The 17,340-nt window shown below is 69.0% G+C and carries 12 protein-coding genes; 3 read left to right on the plus strand and 9 right to left on the minus strand.

All coding sequences use genetic code 11. The features are described 5' to 3' along the window. The 7 genes from ABNQ38_RS02385 to ABNQ38_RS02415 all read right to left on the minus strand — a co-directional run bounded on the left by ABNQ38_RS02385 (window position 1) and on the right by ABNQ38_RS02415 (window position 8,843). Window positions 1-1,101: a lactonase family protein gene (locus tag ABNQ38_RS02385; RefSeq protein ID WP_377805505.1), complete on the minus strand. Its 1,101-nt coding sequence runs from the start codon at window positions 1,099-1,101 to the stop codon at window positions 1-3. 91 nt (window positions 1,102-1,192) lie between these two features. Further along, window positions 1,193-2,716: a galactarate dehydratase gene (gene garD, locus ABNQ38_RS02390; protein WP_377805506.1), complete on the minus strand. Its 1,524-nt coding sequence runs from the start codon at window positions 2,714-2,716 to the stop codon at window positions 1,193-1,195. Window positions 2,717-2,763: 47 nt separating this feature from the next. Then, window positions 2,764-4,101 (minus strand): glucarate dehydratase, encoded by a 1,338-nt coding sequence (gene gudD / locus ABNQ38_RS02395; protein WP_377805507.1) that lies wholly within the window; start codon window positions 4,099-4,101, stop codon window positions 2,764-2,766. 33 nt (window positions 4,102-4,134) lie between these two features. Beyond that, window positions 4,135-5,223: a mannonate dehydratase gene (locus tag ABNQ38_RS02400; RefSeq protein ID WP_377805508.1), complete on the minus strand. Its 1,089-nt coding sequence runs from the start codon at window positions 5,221-5,223 to the stop codon at window positions 4,135-4,137. Window positions 5,224-5,305: 82 nt separating this feature from the next. Next, the gene (locus ABNQ38_RS02405) at window positions 5,306-6,694 is read right to left on the minus strand and encodes an MFS transporter (RefSeq protein WP_377805509.1); all 1,389 of its coding nucleotides are present in this window, start codon (window positions 6,692-6,694) and stop codon (window positions 5,306-5,308) included. A gap of 193 nt (window positions 6,695-6,887) precedes the next feature. After that, a complete protein-coding gene (gene kdgD, locus ABNQ38_RS02410; protein WP_377805510.1) occupies window positions 6,888-7,799 on the minus strand; it encodes a 5-dehydro-4-deoxyglucarate dehydratase in 912 nt (303 codons plus the stop codon). A 312-nt stretch (window positions 7,800-8,111) separates the two neighbouring features. Further along, window positions 8,112-8,843, minus strand: a complete 732-nt coding sequence (locus tag ABNQ38_RS02415) for a FadR/GntR family transcriptional regulator (RefSeq protein WP_377805511.1) — start codon at window positions 8,841-8,843, stop codon at window positions 8,112-8,114. Between the two features lie 261 nt (window positions 8,844-9,104). On the opposite strand from ABNQ38_RS02415, the gene ABNQ38_RS02420 reads away from it, so the two are divergent. After that, window positions 9,105-10,685, plus strand: a complete 1,581-nt coding sequence (locus ABNQ38_RS02420; RefSeq protein WP_377805512.1) for an aldehyde dehydrogenase (NADP(+)) — start codon at window positions 9,105-9,107, stop codon at window positions 10,683-10,685. 29 nt (window positions 10,686-10,714) lie between these two features. On the opposite strand, the gene tcuB is transcribed toward ABNQ38_RS02420, so the two are convergent. Then, a complete protein-coding gene (gene tcuB / locus ABNQ38_RS02425) occupies window positions 10,715-11,839 on the minus strand; it encodes a tricarballylate utilization 4Fe-4S protein TcuB (RefSeq protein WP_377805513.1) in 1,125 nt (374 codons plus the stop codon). Continuing rightward, window positions 11,826-13,196 carry an FAD-dependent tricarballylate dehydrogenase TcuA gene (gene tcuA / locus ABNQ38_RS02430; RefSeq protein ID WP_377805514.1) on the minus strand — a complete coding sequence of 457 codons (1,371 nt, stop codon included), beginning with the start codon at window positions 13,194-13,196 and terminating at the stop codon, window positions 11,826-11,828. Before tcuA ends, tcuB begins: the two co-directional genes overlap by 14 nt. A gap of 505 nt (window positions 13,197-13,701) precedes the next feature. Here tcuA and ABNQ38_RS02435 point away from each other — a divergent pair. Together ABNQ38_RS02435 and ABNQ38_RS02440 are read left to right on the plus strand one after the other, a co-directional pair. Next, window positions 13,702-14,355 (plus strand): cytochrome C, encoded by a 654-nt coding sequence (locus ABNQ38_RS02435; RefSeq protein WP_377805515.1) that lies wholly within the window; start codon window positions 13,702-13,704, stop codon window positions 14,353-14,355. After that, entirely contained in the window at window positions 14,352-17,336 is a 2,985-nt protein-coding gene (locus tag ABNQ38_RS02440; RefSeq protein WP_377805516.1) for a TAT-variant-translocated molybdopterin oxidoreductase, read from the plus strand. The genes ABNQ38_RS02435 and ABNQ38_RS02440 overlap by 4 nt, the downstream gene beginning before the upstream one ends. Window positions 17,337-17,340: the final 4 nt, after the last annotated feature.

Below are 17,340 nucleotides of genomic sequence, written 5' to 3' on the forward strand. Positions count from 1 at the left end.
TTACGGCGCGGCGACGAACTCCACCCAGTTCGGTTGCTTGCCGGCCGGATAGCGGGCGAGCGTGGTCAGCGCGCCGCTGCCGCCGTCGATGCGGTAGACGGCCATGCCGTCCGACTTCTCGCCCACCGCCGCCAGGAAGCGGCCGGTCGGGTCGATGTTGAAGCCGCGCGGCTGCTCCTCGGTCGCCACGCTGGCGAGCGGGGTCAGCTGGCGGCTTTCCGGGTCGATCCGGAAGGAGCGGATGGTGCTGGTCCGCCGTTCGGAGATGTAGAGGAAGCGGCCGTCCGGCGTCGTGTGGATGTCGGCGGCCCAGGGCTCGCCCTTGAAATCGGCCGGCAGGGACGGCAGACGCTGCGTCTCCGTCAGCCTACCGGTCGCGGGGTCGTAGGCGAACACCGCGACGGCGGCGTCCAGCTCATCCACCAGATAGAGGTGACGACCGTCGGGATGGAAGACGATGTGACGTGGACCGGACTTCGCCGGCAGCGCCACCGACGGCGGATCGTTCTCGCTCAACCCTCCGGTGGCGGCGTCGAAGCGGAACTGCACCAGCCGGTCGGATCCCAGGTTGGTGGCGAAGGCGAAGCGGTTGTCGGGCGAGGGCTGGATCGAATGGGCGTTCTTGCCGGTCGCCACCACCTGCTGCGGCGGTCCAACTTTACCGTCCGGCCCGATCGGGTTCACCGCCACCTTGTCGCCGCCATAGGACGCGCTGAACAGGTATTTGCCGCTGCGGTCGGTGACGATGTTCGCCATGCTGTCGGCCAGCGGGCCGCTGCCGAGATGGCTCAGCGTCCCGGTCGCCGCGTCGATGGCGAAGATCTGCACCTGATAGGGCTGCGAGCGCACGCCGGCATAGAGGAAGCGCCGGTCGGGGCTGAGCGCCAGGGGGGTGGAGGAGCCGGGCTTGTCCACCCCGACGAAGGGCACAGTCCCCACCGGGGTCATCGCCCCGGTGTTGCTGTCCAGCCGGAAGATGCTGATGTTGTTGCTGGCGGCGTTGGACACATAGGCGAAGCTGTCGGCTTGCGCAGGTACGGCTGCGACGAAGGCAGCGGAAGTCAGCAGCATCGCCAGCGCGATGCCGGTGCGGCGTCCCATGTTTATCCTCCCTTGTGTGGATATCGCCCTTCCGCCGCGGGCGCCGGTTGCTCCGGTCATCTCCGCGGCAGGGGCTTGTGGTCAGCTCAAATCAGGTCACCGGCGCCGGGTTGAACAGGGTCAGCGCGTTGCGCAGCCCCCAATGGTCGGCCCAGGTCTGCTTGCGGCCGCTCGCCACCTCCAGGATCAGGCGGAACAGCTCCCAACCGACATCCTCGATGGTGGCTTCGCCGGTGGCGATGCGGCCGGCGTCGACGTCGATCAGGTCGTGCCAGCGCGAAGCCAGCTCGGTCCGCGTCGCCACTTTGATGACCGGCGCCATGGCAAGGCCGTAGGGCGTGCCGCGCCCGGTGGTGAACACCTCGATGTTGCAGCCCGATGCCAGTTGCAGCGTGCCGCAGATGAAATCGCTGGCCGGCGTCGCGGCATAGAGCAGCCCCTTGCGCGTCGCCCGCTCGCCCGGCGACAGCACCCCGGCAATCGGGCTGGTGCCCGACTTGGCGATGGAGCCCAGCGCCTTCTCCACCACGTTGGCGAGGCCGCCTTTCTTGTTGCCGGGGGTCGGGTTGGCGCTGCGGTCGGCCGAACCGGTCTCCAGATAGTCGTCGTACCAGCGCATCTCGCGGATCAGCGCCCGGCCGGTCTCCTCGTCGATGGCGCGCGGGGTCAGCAGATGGATGGCGTCGCGCACCTCCGTCACTTCGGAGAACATGACCGTCGCCCCGGCCCGCACCAGCAGATCAGCGGCATAGCCCAGCGCCGGGTTGGCGGTCACGCCGGAAAAGGCGTCGCTGCCGCCGCATTGCAGCCCGACGACGAGGTCCGACGCCGGGCAGGTCTCACGCCGCCGCCCGTTCAGCTGGGCCAGCCGGCGGTCGGCCATCTCCAGGATGGAGGCGACCATGTCGCCGAAGCCCTGGTGGCGTTCGTCCTGCAAGGTGACGATGCTCGACTCCACCCCGGCCGGCAGCAGCCGTTCCGGCTGGAGCTTCTCGCAGCCGAGCCCGACCACCATCACCGCCCCGCCCAGGTTCGGGTTGCGGGCGAGGTTCTGCAAGGTGCGGATCGGCACTACGGCTCCCGGCGCGTTGATCGCCACGCCGCAGCCATAGGTGTGGTTCAGCGCCACCACGTCATCGACGTTGGGGTATTTCGGCAGCAATTCCTTCTTGATCCGCTCAATGGCGAAATCCATCACCCCGGCGACGCACTGCACGCTGATGCTGATGCCCAGCACATTCTTGGTGCCGACCGTCCCGTCGGGATTGCGGTAGCCCTCGAACGTATAGCCGTCCAGCGCCGGGGCGTCGGGCGGCACGGCGGTCGCCAGCGGCAGCGTGTCCAGATCCGGCGCCTGCGGCAGGCGGACCAGCGACTCCTCGATCCAGGCGCCGCGGCGGACCGGCCGGGCAGCGGTGCCAATCACCTGCCCGTAACGGATGATCGACGCCCCTTCGTCCAGGTCGGCAAGCGCCACCTTGTGGCCCTGCGGCACGAAGTCGGTCAGGGCCAGCCCACACTCGAACTCCGTCCCTGGCGGCAGCCCGCCGGAATTCACCACGATGGCGACGTTGTCCTCGGGATGGACCAGGATGTAGAGAGGCTTCTGGGTCATGGCTTGCCCTGACTGTTTGGTCGGGTTGAAGGCGTTGCGGAGCGGCTTCACCGCACCAGGCACGGCCGCTTGTTGTCGAATGTCCAGCCGGGGATCAGGTACTGCATCGCCGTGGCGTCGTCGCGCGCGCCCAGCCCGTGCCGCTTGTAGAGGTCGTGCGCCTTCGCCAGCTCGTCCATGTCGATCTCGACGCCCAGCCCCGGCCTCTGGGGCACGGCGACCAGACCGCCCTCGATGCGGAACGGCTCCTTGGTCAGGCGCTGGCCGTCCTGCCAGATCCAGTGAGTGTCGATGGCGGTGATCCGGCCCGGTGCCGCCGCGGCGACATGGGTGAACATCGCCAGCGAGATGTCGAAATGGTTGTTGGAGTGCGATCCCCAGGTCAGGCCCCATTCGTGGCACATCTGGGCGACGCGGACGCTGCCCTGCATGGTCCAGAAATGCGGGTCGGCCAGCGGGATGTCGACCGACTGCAACTGGATGGCATGGCCCATCTGGCGCCAGTCGGTGGCAATCATGTTGGTGGCGGTCGGCAGGCCGGTGGCGCGGCGGAACTCCGCCATCGCCTCGCGCCCGGAATAGCCCTGCTCGGCGCCGCAGGGATCTTCGGCATAGGCCAACACGTCGCCCTTCCCCTTGCAAAGCCGGATCGCCTCCTCCAGCGACCACGCGCCGTTGGGATCCAGCGTGACGCTGGCTTGGGGGAAGCGCTTCGCCAGCGCCGTCACCGCCTCGATCTCCTCCTCGCCGCGCAGTACGCCGCCCTTCAGCTTGAAGTCGTTGAAGCCGTAACGGTCATGGGCGGCCTCGGCCAGCCGCACCACCGCGTCGGGGGTCAGCGCCACCTCGTTGCGCAGGCGGAACCAGTCGTCCTTTGCGGCCGTCTCCGCCCGGTACGGCAGATCGGTCTTGCCGCGGTCGCCGACATAGAACAGGTAGCCCAGCATCTCCACCGCGTCGCGCTGCTGCCCCTCGCCCAGCAGGGCCGCCACCGGCACCTCCAGGAGCTGGCCCAGCAGGTCGAGCAGCGCCGCCTCCAGCGCCGTCACCGCATGGATGGTGATGCGCAGGTCGAAGGTCTGCAAACCGCGCCCACCGGAATCCCGGTCGGCGAAGCCGCGGCGCACGCTGTTGAGGATGGCGTTCCAGGCGCCGACCGGCTGGCCGACCACCAAGGCGCGGGCATCCTCCAGCGTCTGGCGGATCCGTTCGCCGCCCGGCACCTCGCCGACGCCGGTGTGGCCGGCGCTGTCCTTCAGGATCACCACGTTGCGGGTGAAATAGGGCGCATGGGCGCCCGACAGGTTCAGCAGCATGCTGTCCTGGCCGGCGACCGGCACGACCAGCATTTCGGTGACTTTGGGCGAGGACATCTGAATGGCCATGATGCGGTGTCCGGGAAAGGCGGGAAGGACGGATCAGGCGGCTTGCAGCAACGCCTGGGTGTAGCCGAGCGCAAAGGCGAAGAAGCGCTCGCGGTCGGGATCGACCTCGGAGAAGGGCACATGGTCGGGGCAAAGGATCCCCTGGTATCCGACCTCGCGGTAGGCGCGGATGCAGGCTGCCATGTCGACCGACCCCTCGTCCGGCATCGCCTCGCGGAAGTTGAGATAGCCGCCCTTGATGTTGCGGAAATGGACCATGAAGATGCGGTTCTGCGGGCCGAACTCGCGGATCGCCTCCAGCACCGTCTCGGTCGGATTGCGCGACATCTCGGCGATGGTGCCCTGGCAGAAGTTGAAGCCGAGCGACTTGCTCTCCGGCGCCAGATCGATGAAGCGGCGAAGCCCGTCGAGCGACCCCAGCACATGATGCACGCCGTTCAGCCCCCCCGGCGGATAGGCCGGGTCGTGCGGGTGGCAGGCCAGCTTGACACCGGCCTTCTCGGCGGTCGGCAGGATGGCCTCGACCAGATATTCGATGGCGCGCCAGCCGTCGGCCTCGCTGACGCCGCCCGCCTCGCTCGCCATCACCTGCCCGCAGGTTTCCGGCGCGCCACGTACTTCCAGCGGCGACGGCTTGGTCCCCGTCTCGTCCTCCGGCAGCACGGTGCCCCAGTAGGAGAAACGGGCGTCGTTCTCCGCCTTGTACTCGTCGGCGCGGAAAATGCTGCACTTCATGCCGCCGCGGCCGTCGACCACGCCAGTGCGGGTGATGCCGACCATAGCGACCGTGTATTTCACCGTGTCGACCCCGCCGTCGGCGGCGGCGCGGATGTTGTGGCGCAGCCGCTCCGCGGTGGCCGCCGCCTTCTCCGGCGCGCGCAGGCTGTCGAGCAGGATGGAGCCGACATCCAGCGCCAGACAGTCAAGCGTCAGGCCATGGCTCTCCACCCACTTGCGCTGGTCGGCGACCTTGCGGCCGTCCCACAGCCCGGCCTCGACATTGTCGTCGGCCATCACCGGCGCGTTCGGCCGGCTGTCGATGACGATGCCCCGGGCGCCGAGCTGGGCGGACAGGCGCAGGCGCTTGTCGGTGGGATTGATGAGCTGTTCGCCGATATACATGGGAAAGACCCTTTGCCAAACCGTTCTACGCGCACCGGGCGAGGGGCGGCAGGCCATCGGCCGCCGCCCCGGCCGGCCGTTGTTACTTCTTCAGTTCCATCCGCTTGATCTCGCCGACGATGACGAGGTAGCTGACCGCCGCGATCAGGGCGTTGGCGCCGACGAAGACCAGGGCGCCGTTGAAGGAGCCGGAGCTCTGGATGATGTAGCCGATGATGATCGGCGTCGAGATCGACGACAGGTTGCCGCACATGTTGAACACGCCGCCGCTGAGGCCGGTGATCTCCTTCGGCGCGCAGTCCGACATCACGGCCCAGCCGAGAGCGCCGATGCCCTTGCCGAAGAAGGCCAGCGCCATCAGCGATACGATGACCCACTGGAGATCGGTGTAGTTGCAGGCGATCATCGCCATCGACATCAGCATGCCCAGCACGATCGGCGTCTTGCGCGCCGCGGTCAGGGAATAGCCCCGGCGCAGCATGGCGTCCGACATCACGCCGCCCAGGATGCCGCCGACGAAGCCGCAGATCGCCGGGATCGAGGCGATGAAGCCGGCGTTCAGGATCGACATGCCGCGGGCCTGGACCAGATAGACCGGGAACCACGTGATGAAGAAGTAGGTGATGGCGTTGATGCAGAACTGGCCGAGGAAGATGCCGACCATCATGCGGCTGGCGAAGAGCTGGCGGATGTAATCCCACTTCGCTCCGCTCTCGGCCGGAGCCGCCGTCTTCCGGCCGTCGTCCATGTTGACCAGACCGCCGCCGGACGCGATGTGGTCCAGTTCGGCCTGATTGATGCGCGGGTGGTCCTTGGGGGCGTAGACGGTCTTCATCCACACGCCGGCCATGACGATGCCGAGCCCGCCCATGACGCCGAACACCCAGTGCCAACCGAACGAGTGGGTCAGCCAGCCCATCAGCGGCGCGAAGAGCACGGTGGCGAAATACTGGGCGGAATTGAAGATGGCCGACGCGGTCGCCCGCTCCTGTCCGGGGAACCACGCCGCGACGACGCGGCTGTTGCCGGGGAAGGACGGCGCTTCGGCGAAGCCGACGGCAAAGCGCAGGGCGAACAGCACCATGACCGCGGTACCGCCGGCGAAGAAGCCGATGGAGCCCTGCATCAGCGTGAAGACCGACCAGATGAAGATGCTGAGCCCATAGACGATCTTCGACCCGTAGCGGTCGAGCAGCCAGCCGCCCGGCAGCTGGCCCAGCACATAGGCCCAGCCGAAGGCGGAGAAGATGAGGCCCATCTCGGCGGCGTTGATCCCCAGTTCCTTCGAGATCACGGGGCCGGTGATCGACAGGGTCGCCCGGTCGGCGTAATTGATGACCGTGACGAGGAACAGCATCGCGAGGATGAGATAGCGGACGTTGGTCCGCTTGGCGGTCTGGCCGGCGGCGGCTGCCGCGGCATAGGCGCCGGGTTCGGAACGGGTGTTGGCGGCGGTGCTCTCGATCGTCATGAGATTTCCTCCCTCAAGCCATGAGGGCGGGCAGACGCGGCAGTCCGTTGCCGGACCCGCTCTGCGGATCCGGCTTTCTGGCTGCACCTTGTGTCCGGCGTCGGGGACTGAAGCCCGGCGCCTGCCCGTCCGGCTTTGGCGTTTCGCCGTGGTTTACTGGCCGTTCTTGCCGGCCGTGCCTGTCGACAGGGACTTACTGCGGTCCCAGCGCGTCGATCAGGGCGCGCAGGTCCTCGACCTCGGCCGGGGTGCAGTCGACCAGCGGCGCGCGCACCGGGCCGGCGGGACGGCCGACGATGGCGGCGCCCGCCTTGACGATGCTGACGGCATAGCCGGCCTTGCGGTTGCGGATCGCCAGATAGGGCAGGAAGAACTGGTCGAGCAGCCGGTCGGTGGTGGCGGTGTCGCCCGCCGCGACCGCCTGGTAGAACTCCATCGCCGTGCGCGGGATGAAGTTGAAGACGGCCGACGAATAGACCGGAACGCCGATGGCGCGATAGGCCGCGGCGTAGACCTCGGCGGTCGGCAGGCCGCCCAGATAGCTGAAGCGGTCGCCCATCCTGCGGCGGATGGTCGTCATCATCTCGATGTCGCCCAACCCGTCCTTGAAGCCGATCAGGTTGGGGCAGCGCTCCGCCAGCGTCGCCAGACGGTCGGCGCTCAGCTTGCAGGTGGCGCGGTTGTAGATGATGACGCCGATGCCGACCGACTTGCAGATCGCCTCGACATGGGCGGCGACGCCCTCTTGGTCGGCTTCCGTCAGGTAATGCGGCAGCACCAGGATGCCGGCGGCCCCGGCCTTCTCGGCGGCCTGCGCCATCTCGATGGCGATGCGGGTGGAATAGCCGACGCCGGCGATGATCGGCACCTCCTTGCCGCAGACCTCGACGGCCAGCGAGACGATGCTCCTGTGCTCGTCGGGCGTCAGCGAGAACAGCTCGCCGGTGCCGCCGGCGGCGAACAGGGCCGATGCGCCGTAGGGCTTCAGCCATTCCAGGCGGCGGGCATAGCCACCCGGCTCGAAGGTGCCGTCGGCGGTGAAATCGGTCAGCGGGAACGACAGGAGACCTTCGCTGACGACGGCCTTCAGGGCTTGCGGTTCCATCGGGGGCATCCTTGGAAAACGGTGGAGACACGATCCGCAGGGGAAAAGCTGCGGGCATGGTGGTTTTTGGACGATGGCGTGTCTGGAGGATCCGGGCCGGGTTCGCGGCGATCCGTCCGACGCCATCGTCATCCGATGACAGGACGATTACCATCATATCAGTCATCATACAAGTGGTTTGATGCGGGCGGAGGCAATCCGCCTTCCCACCAATCCGCACATGGCGAAAGCCGGTCCACAAAGCGAAAAGGGACGCGGCCGGCGGTCCGGCGGCGTCCCTTCTGATCCCGCAAACCCGGAACGGGCGGATGTTCAGCCCGTCGCGGCGGTCGCCTTGAAGTCGCCGCCGGCCCGCAGCCGGTCGCGGCTGCCGTTCAGATGCAGGCGCAGCGCGGCGCGAGCGTTTTCCGGGTCCTGGCGCTCGATGGCGGAATAGATGGTCTGGTGCTCGTCGTTGATCCGCCGCAGGTACTGGCGGCGCGAATCCCCTTCCAGATGCCCGTAGCGCACGCGGGCGCGCGGGATCAGCAGCGATCCGAGATAGGAGAACAGGGCCAGGAAATGCTTGTTTCCGGTCGCTGCGGCGATGGCGCTGTGAAAGGCCAGATCGGCGTCGATGGCATCCTCGCCCGCCTCCACCGCCGCCGTCATCGTGTCCAGCGCCTCGCGCATGCGGGCCAGATGGCTGTCGTCGCGGCGGATGGCGGCGAGATAGGCGGCCTCCGATTCCAGGCTGATGCGGACCTCCAGCACCGAAATCGCCTCGTTCACCGCCTCCAGCGTCGATTCCTCGATGCGGAAGGGCAGGATCGCGGCGTCGCGCAGGACGAAGGCCCCCAACCCCTGCCGGGTGGAGACCATGCCGACCGCCTTCAGGTTGGCGATCGCCTCGCGCACCACGGTGCGGCTGACGCCGAATTCGTCGATCAGGTCTTGTTCGCTCGGCAGCCGGTCGCCACTCTTGAACTGTCCGCTGGAGATCCGTTCGGCCAGGGCATCCACCAGTTGCTTCGCCAGCGGGTCCCGGCGCCTGCGCGCTGTCATCACCATCCTCACCCAAACCCGGTTCCGGGACGGACCGCCCGTCACCACTCCATGTCCCAGAGTTAACACCCACAAAACCTATACGACAATAGACAAGCCCGCCTGCCGGCCCGTGGAAAGGCGACGCATCGGGGCTCCTCCGCACCGCCCCACTTGTATGATGACTGATGTCATGATAGATCGCCTCTCCAACAAATGTCCGGCCGCTCTTGTCGGCGGACGCCCCTTTCCCGGCGTTCCGCCCTTGAAGGAGACCCCAAGATGACCATCACCGGCGAGATGCTGATCGGCGCGAGTGCCCATCGCGGCAGCCAGGGCGAATTCCGTGCCGTCGACCCCGCCACCGGCGAGGCGCTGGAGCCCGTCTTCGGCGGTGGCGGTGCCGCCGAGGTGGAGCGCGCCTGCGCGCTCGCCTGGGCCGCCTTCGACGCCTTCCGCGAGACCGGCCTGGAGCAGCGCGCCGCCTTCCTGGAGACGGTCGCCCAGAACATCCTTGATATCGGCGACGAACTGATCGCCCGCGCCATGGCCGAAAGCGGCCTGCCGCGCGCCCGGCTGGAGGGCGAGCGCGGCCGCACCGTCGGCCAGCTCCGCCTGTTCGCCCAGGTGGTGCGCGAGGGAAGCTGGGTCGAGGCCCGCATCGACCCGGCCCTGCCCGCCCGCACGCCACTGCCGCGCGCCGACATCCGCCAGCGCCACATCGCGCTGGGGCCGGTCGCGGTGTTCGGCGCCTCCAATTTCCCGCTCGCCTTCTCGGTGGCCGGCGGCGACACCGCGTCGGCCTTCGCCGCCGGCTGCCCGGTGGTGGTCAAGGGCCATGGCGCCCATCCCGGCACCTCGGAACTGGTCGGCCGCGCCATCCAGGCGGCGGTCGCCTCCTGCGGCCTGCCGGAGGGCGTCTTCTCCCTGCTGTTCGGCACCGGCAACGAGATCGGCACGGCGCTGGTCGCCGATCCGCGCATCAAGGCGGTCGGCTTCACCGGCTCGCGCCGCGGCGGGCTGGCGCTGTTGGGGGTTGCGGCCAAACGGCCGGAACCGATCCCGGTCTATGCCGAGATGAGCAGCATCAACCCGGTCTTCCTGATGCCGGCGGCGCTGGCCTCCCGCGCCGAGGCGCTGGGCAAGGCGTTCGTCGTCTCGCTGACCATGGGCGCCGGGCAGTTCTGCACCAACCCCGGCATCCTGCTGGCGGTGGACGGGCCGGACCTCGACCGCTTCGTCGCCGCGGCGGTGGAGGCGTTGGGCGGCAGCGCCGCCTCGACCATGCTGACGCCGGGCATCCATGCCGCCTTCGACAGCGGTGTCGCCAAGCTGGCCGGCAGCGGCACGGTGACGACGCTGGCCCGCGGTCTGGCCTGCAGCGGGCCGAACCAGGCGCAGGCGGCCTTCTTCACCACGACGGCGGACGCCTTCCTGGCCGATACGGCGTTGCAGGAGGAGGTGTTCGGCGCCGCCTCGCTGCTGATCCGCTGCGCGGACGTGGCGGCGATGACGGCGGTGGCGGAAAAGCTGGAAGGGCAGCTGACGGCGACCTTGCAGATGGATGGGGCGGACAAGGCCGCGGTGGCCGGGCTGATCCCGACGCTGGAGCGCAAGGCCGGCCGCATCCTGGCGAACGGCTGGCCGACCGGGGTTGAGGTCTGCCACGCGATGGTGCATGGCGGCCCGTTCCCGGCGACCTCGGACCCGCGCAGCACCTCGGTCGGCACGCTGGCGATCCGCCGCTTCCTGCGCCCGGTCTGCTACCAGGACATCCCCGCCGACCTGCTGCCGGAAGCTTTGCGCGACGGCAACCCGCAAGGGATCTGGCGCCGGGTCGATGGGGAATTGGGGCGCGCCTGACCGTCTGTCGGGACGGGGGCAGTGGCAAATCAGCCCCTGCCCCGCCGCTCCATCGCAGCGCGCAACAGGGCGGCGAAGCGGAAGGGGGCGTGCAGGGACTTGCTGTAGGGCAGCGTCGCGAACCAGCCGAGCACGAGGCCCAGATGGACCAGCAGCAGCGGTCCCATCGCCGCCGTCTCGCGCAGAGCCAGCAACCCCAGGCCGCTGACCGCCACCAGAAACAGCAGAGCCAGCAAGGAACAGTCCGCACCGGTGAGGCTCGACGCCACGGGTGCGGGATCGGCGCGCAGCTTCAGCAAAGCCAGCCCTGCCGTGCCGATCACCATGCCGACCCCGCCAAGGCTGCCGAACAGGACCGGCAGGCTTGTCAGCGGATAAGGCGCCGGCCAGCCCAGCAGATGGTCATACACGGTTGCCACGCTGGTCGAGGCGAAGCAAAGCGCCACCCCGTAGAACAGCGCGTGGTGGAAGCGGCGACGCGCCTGGGAAAAACCCTCATCCCGATCGTTGCAGCCGGCCCCGCCGCCGCCGAGATTGCGCAAGGTGGCGGCATCGGACAGGGCGTCGCGCAGCGCCGGCAACAGCGGCACGCCGGCCGGCGCCGGTCCCATGCCGCGCCAAAAGGATGCGACGCTGAAGCCGACGGCGAGCAGCGACCACAGCATCGCCCCCCCGGCGACGCCGGCAATAACCCTCCACGGCACCAGCCGGTAGAAGGCGCCGGGCCCCGACTGTCGCCCGAACAGCGTCTCCGGCGGGACCCACAGCAGGGCCGGAACGACCACGAGGGCGACCGCCGACAGGACGACGGCGGCCATGACGGCAACCGCGGGCCATCCCGCATGGGGCAATCGTCCCCTGAGCAGCGGCGGCCAGACATGGTCGCGGTAGGACTGCTGCCGGACCAGACTCAGGCTTTTCGGCAGATTGAGGTCGAAAGCATGGGGCGGCGCGTACTGGCAGGCATGATAGCAGGACCGGCAGTTGTGGCAGAGGTTGGACAGGAAGGTCAGATCCTCCGCCGACACCAGCCGCCGTGATTTCAACGCGGGGAAGACGGCGCAGTAGCCGTCGCAGAACTGGCAGGCGTTGCAGATGTCCAGCGCCCGGCGAGCCTCCGCCGCGATCCGCTGCGTATCGTCAGCGCAGGGCATGAGTTGCGGCCTCCCGACCGGCAATGCGGCCGAACACGGCGCCGATGGTCATGGCGCTCCCCGCCAGATAGCCCGTTCCCAGGATGTTGGGCGCCATGATGACTCCGGCGGCATGGACTCCGTCGATGGCCGTCCCGTCCGGCCGCAGCACACGCACCCGCCCATCGACCCGCACCCCCAGGCAGGTGGAGGTGACGCCGGCCCGAACCGGGTAGGCGCCGAAGGGCGGAACCGTGATCGGTACGGCCAGCCGGGTCTTCGGCGGATGGACGCCCGCCGTCGTACCGCCGCCGGTGACAGCGGCATTGAAGGCCGCCACCGTGGACTCCAGCGCCGGCCGACCGATGCCCAGAGCCGAGGCCAGCCCGCCGACGCTGTCCGCCTGGATCGCCGGAAAGATGGAGGGCCGGAACCGCTCGGCAATGGCGGAATCGAAGACCGAAAAGGCGACGGCGCCGGGGCAGCGGGCCACCAGTTCACCCCAGGCCGTGTAGCGCGACGGCCCGACGACCGCCCCTTCGTCGGCGAAACGCCGGCCGTCCCGATCCACGACGATGCCATGGGGAAGGCCATCCAGCCGCGTGACGATGCCGCCGTCGAATAGCGGAGCGCGGCCGTCCACCGCCACCATATGGCAGCGGTCCCCCGCCCCCACCGGGTCCGCGCCGTCCTCCAGCAGTGCCTTCAGCGGGACGCCCGTCGCATGCGGGGTGCCGCGGATCGTGAAGTCGCCGGCAGCCCCACCCCACTGCTGCCGCAGCCAGCCGAGATCGGCCTGGAACCCGCCGGAAGTGACGACGAGCGCTCTTGCCCGGATGGAGATGTCCGCATCACCGACGGTGACGGACGGCGGCCCGTCCCGCAGATGCAGGGCGCGCACGGCGCTGTCGTAGCGGATGCCAACGCCCAGCGCTTCCGCCGTAGCGTAAAGCGCGTTGATCAGCGCTTTCCCCCCGCCCAGGAAGAAGGCGGTCTTGCGGGAATAGGGCAGGACCTCGTCGGTGCCGCGGTGAAACCGCACGCCGTTGCCGGCCAGCCAATCGACGATGTCGGCGCTGGCGTCGATAAATTGGTGCGCGAGCCCGTCATCGACGGAATTTATGGCAGCCCCGGCCACCCGCTGCAGGTCGGCATGGTAATCGTCGGCCGGATAGCACCCCCGCACCCACGGTGTCGGTGCGTCGTGCATGACCCGCATGTTGCGGGAATGCCGGGCGTTCCCGCCGCGCAGCGACTTGGGTGCGGCCTCCAGCAGCTGGACCGACGCACCGGCCCGGCGGGCCGCGATTGCGGCACAGAGCGCCGCGTTGCCGCCGCCCACCACCAGAACATCGCAGTCGCACGAAACACGGGTCATCGATCCGTCGCAGCAGAAGGCGGTCCGCCCCCGGTCTGCCGGACGGAGCCTGAAATGCATGGCTTTAGCGCCGGACGGCATCGCAGGGGAAGAGGCGGCACCTGCGACACAGCGCAGCGGCCACCGGAAGGCGCCTGTGTCCCGGTCTTCCGGTCAGTCCCCCCTTTGCCGAAAGCACCACCGATCCGCGCTGTCCACAGCGCTTCGGAAAACTGTCCGATCGGCGCGGAAGGGCTGGGTCAGTCGGGCTAGCCCGACCACGGCATGGAACCTGACGGTGAACGGGCGCTTGTAACGGTGGGGTGGCGCGCAGACGCCGCGCCTGCGGATGGCCGCCCCCACCAACGCCCGCCGCACCGGGTTCGGGCTCCGCCTGAATCCCGCCGACGACCGACCCGAGCGGCTTTGCATCTGCCGGGGCGGACAAGTCAGGGAGACGCAAGCCATGGATCGACGCCGCCCTCTCCAATCGACCGCTCCGGCGGCGTGACGGGGGCCCAGAGCCGTGCCGGGTATCTTCAGCCCCACCGCCAACATCCTGACCAAACTGGTGCTCTACACCCTGCTGGCGGGGCTGGTCACGCTGGTCGGCGGCGCGTGGTTCTTTCCCAACACCACCTATGCGACGCGGGTCGGCATCGTGCAGCCGCAGCCGGTTCCCTTCAGCCACGAACATCATGTCGGCGGGCTGGGGCTGGACTGCCGCTATTGCCATACCTCGGTGGAGGTATCGGCGAACGCCGGCCTGCCGCCGACCCACACCTGCATGACCTGCCATTCGCAGATCTGGACCAATGCGGACCTGCTGGCCCCGGTGCGCCAGAGCCTTGCCACCGGAACGCCGATCCGCTGGAACCGGGTCAACGCGCTACCCGACTACGTCTTCTTCAACCACAGCATCCATGTCGCCAAGGGTGTCGCCTGCACCACCTGCCACGGGCCGGTGGACAGCATGCCCCTGACCTGGAAGGGAGCGAGCCTGCGGATGAGCTGGTGCCTCGACTGCCATCGCGATCCGGCCCCGAACCTGCGCCCGAAGGAGGCGGTGTTCGACACCGACTGGAAACGGACCGCAACAACTCCATCCGGCGAGCAGCTGATGGCCCGCTACCGCATCCATCCCGAAACCCTGTCCGACTGCTCGGTGTGCCACCGATGACGGCTCGGGAGGAATTGGGGCGGGAGGAGCTGGCCCGGTACATCGAAGGCCGACTGACCGGGAAGAGCGGCCGGGCGCTGTGGCGCAGCCTGGACGAGCTGTCGCGGGAACCGTCCGTGCTGGAGATGCTGCGCGCCGAGTTTCCCGGCCTGCCGGATTTGGCCGACGCGCGGGTCGGACGCCGCCGGCTGCTGGAACTGATGGGCGCCTCCTTCGCTCTGGCCGGGCTGTCGGGCTGCGGACCGGGAGAGGCGTCGGAGACGGCGATCCCCTATGTGACGATGCCGGCCGGGCTGGTGCCCGGCGTCGCCCGCCATTTCGCAACGGCGGTCACCCGCGGCGGCTATGCCGACGGGGTGCTGGCGATCCACCAGATGGGGCGCCCGGTCCAGTTGGAGGGCAATCCGGACCATCCCGCCAGCCTGGGCGCGCTCGATCCGATCATCCAGGCCAGCATCCTCGATCTGTACGATCCCGACCGCTCGCGGACCGTGCTGAAAGCCGGCCGGGCGGCGAGCACCAACGGAATGGTGAAGGCGCTGGTCGACCGCCTGCCCGCCCTGGCGGCGCATGGCGGCGGCGGGCTGCGTCTGCTGACCGGCACCGTCACCTCCCCCACGCTGGCCCGGCAGATCGGGGCGCTGAAGCAGCGCTTTCCGGCGATGCAATGGCACCGTTGGGAGGCCGACGGGCGCGACACGGTGCGGGCCGGTTCGGTGCTGGCTTTCGGGCGGCCGGTGGATTCGGTGCTGCACCTCGACAGGGCAAAGGTAATGCTGGCGGTCGAGAGCGATTTCCTCGACAGCGCGCCTGGGCACCTGCGCTACGCCCGCGACTTCGCCCGCCGCCGCCGCGCGGCGGAGGAGGGGCGGCCGGAGGAGATGAGCCGCCTCTATGCGGTTGAAAGCTCGCCCACCCTTGCCGGTGCCCGCGCCGACCACCGTTTCGCTGTCCGGCCCGGCGAGGTGGAGGCGGCGGTGCGTGCGCTGGCCGCCGAGCTTGGCGCCGGACCGGCGGAGTGGCGGCGGGGTGCTCCCGGCTGGCTGGCTGCCGTCGCCCGCGACCTGTCCGCCAATCGCGGCGCGGCGCTGGTCCATACCGGGCCGGCACAGCCGCCTGCCGTCCATGCGCTGGTGCACGCCATCAACGATGCCCTGGGCGGACCCGGACAGACGGTCAGCCACATCGAGCCAGTGGAAGCCGATCCGGTCGACCATGCCCAATCGGTCGGAGAACTGGCCGCCGATATGGCGGCCGGCAGGGTCGACACGCTGCTGATTCTGGGCGCCAACCCGGTATTCACCGCGCCCGCCGACCTCGACTTTGCCGGCGCGTTGGGAAAGGTGCCGCTGTCCATTCATCTCGGCACCGCAGTGGACGAGACCGCCTTGCTCTGCACATGGCATGTGCCGGAGGCGCATGAACTGGAGCGCTGGGGCGATGCGCGGGCCTTCGACGGCACGGTCACCATCCAGCAGCCTCAGGTCAGGCCGCTGTGGGGCGGCTGGTCGCCGCAGGAACTGCTGGCGGTCCTCAACGGAGAGACGCGGCCCGACGGTTACGCCATCGTCCGGCAGACCTGGATGGAACGCTTCCAAAGCAAAGGCGATGCAGAGGGTCTGTGGGCAGACGCCCTGCGGATGGGCGTGGTGCCGGAGAGCGCCGCCGCACCGGTTTCCGTTTCGCTGCTGCCCGGCTTGGCGGATCGCCTGCCTCCGGCACCGGCACAGCCAGACGGCGCGCTGACCGCGCTGTTCCGGCCGGACCCGTGGCTGCGCGACGGGCGCACCGCCAATCTCGGCTGGCTACAGGAACTGCCGCGGCCCTTCACCACCTTGACCTGGGACAACGCCCTGCTGATCGCACCGGCGACCGCGCAGCGGCTGGACCTCAAGAACGAGGATGTGGTGGAGGTGCACACCGCCAGCGGTCGGCTGCGAGCGCCGGTCTGGCTGCTTCCCGGCCATGCCCCGGATTGCATCACCCTACCCTTCGGCTTCGGCCGCCGGATCGTGGGCCGGGTCGGGCGCGATGTCGGATTCGACGCCTTCCGGCTGCGGACCTCGGCCGGTCTGTGGCAGTTGCCGGGAGTGGAGTTGCGCAAGACGGGGGAAACCCACCGCTTGGCCGCCACCCAGCATCACCAGATGATCGACTCCCCCGACGTGGTCCGCCACGCCACGCTGGACGAGTTCCGCCGGGATCCGGGCTTCGCCAAGCGCAGGGAACCGGAGCATTCGCTCTATCCGGATTACGAGTATCCGCGGAACGCCTGGGGCATGGCGATCAACCTGAATGCCTGCATCGGCTGCAACGCCTGCACCGCCGCCTGCCAGGGGGAGAACAACATCGCCGTGGTCGGAAAAGAGGAAGTGCTGCGGAACCGCCAGATGCACTGGATCCGCATCGACACTTGGTACGAGGGCGGGGCGGAGGCGCCGGACCAGACCCTTTTCCAGCCGATGACCTGCATGCATTGCGAGAACGCGCCCTGCGAGGTGGTCTGCCCGGTCGCCGCCACCATGCACGACGCCGACGGGCTGAACGTGATGGTCTACAACCGCTGCGTCGGCACCCGCTTCTGCTCCAACAATTGTCCCTACAAGGTCCGGCGCTTCAACTACTTCAACTATTCGGCGGACGACAACCGGCTGTCGATGTCCTGGAACCCCGACGTCTCCGTCCGGGTCCGCGGCGTCATGGAGAAATGCACCTACTGCATCCAGCGCATCCGCAACGCCCGCATCACCGCGGACCGCGAGGACCGGCCGATCCGCGACGGCGAGGTGAAGCCCGCCTGCCAGCAGGCCTGCCCGGCCGAGGCCATCGTCTTCGGCGACCTGAACGACCCGGACAGCGCGGTCAGCCGGCGCAAGGCGAGCCCGCTGGACTATGGCGTTCTGACCGAACTGAACACCCGGCCGCGCACGACCTACGAGGCGCGGCTGCGCAATCCGAATCCCGAGATCGGGGAGGCATGAGCCG

This window comes from Azospirillum sp. A29, assembly GCF_042604625.1.
Classification (GTDB): domain Bacteria; phylum Pseudomonadota; class Alphaproteobacteria; order Azospirillales; family Azospirillaceae; genus Azospirillum; species Azospirillum palustre.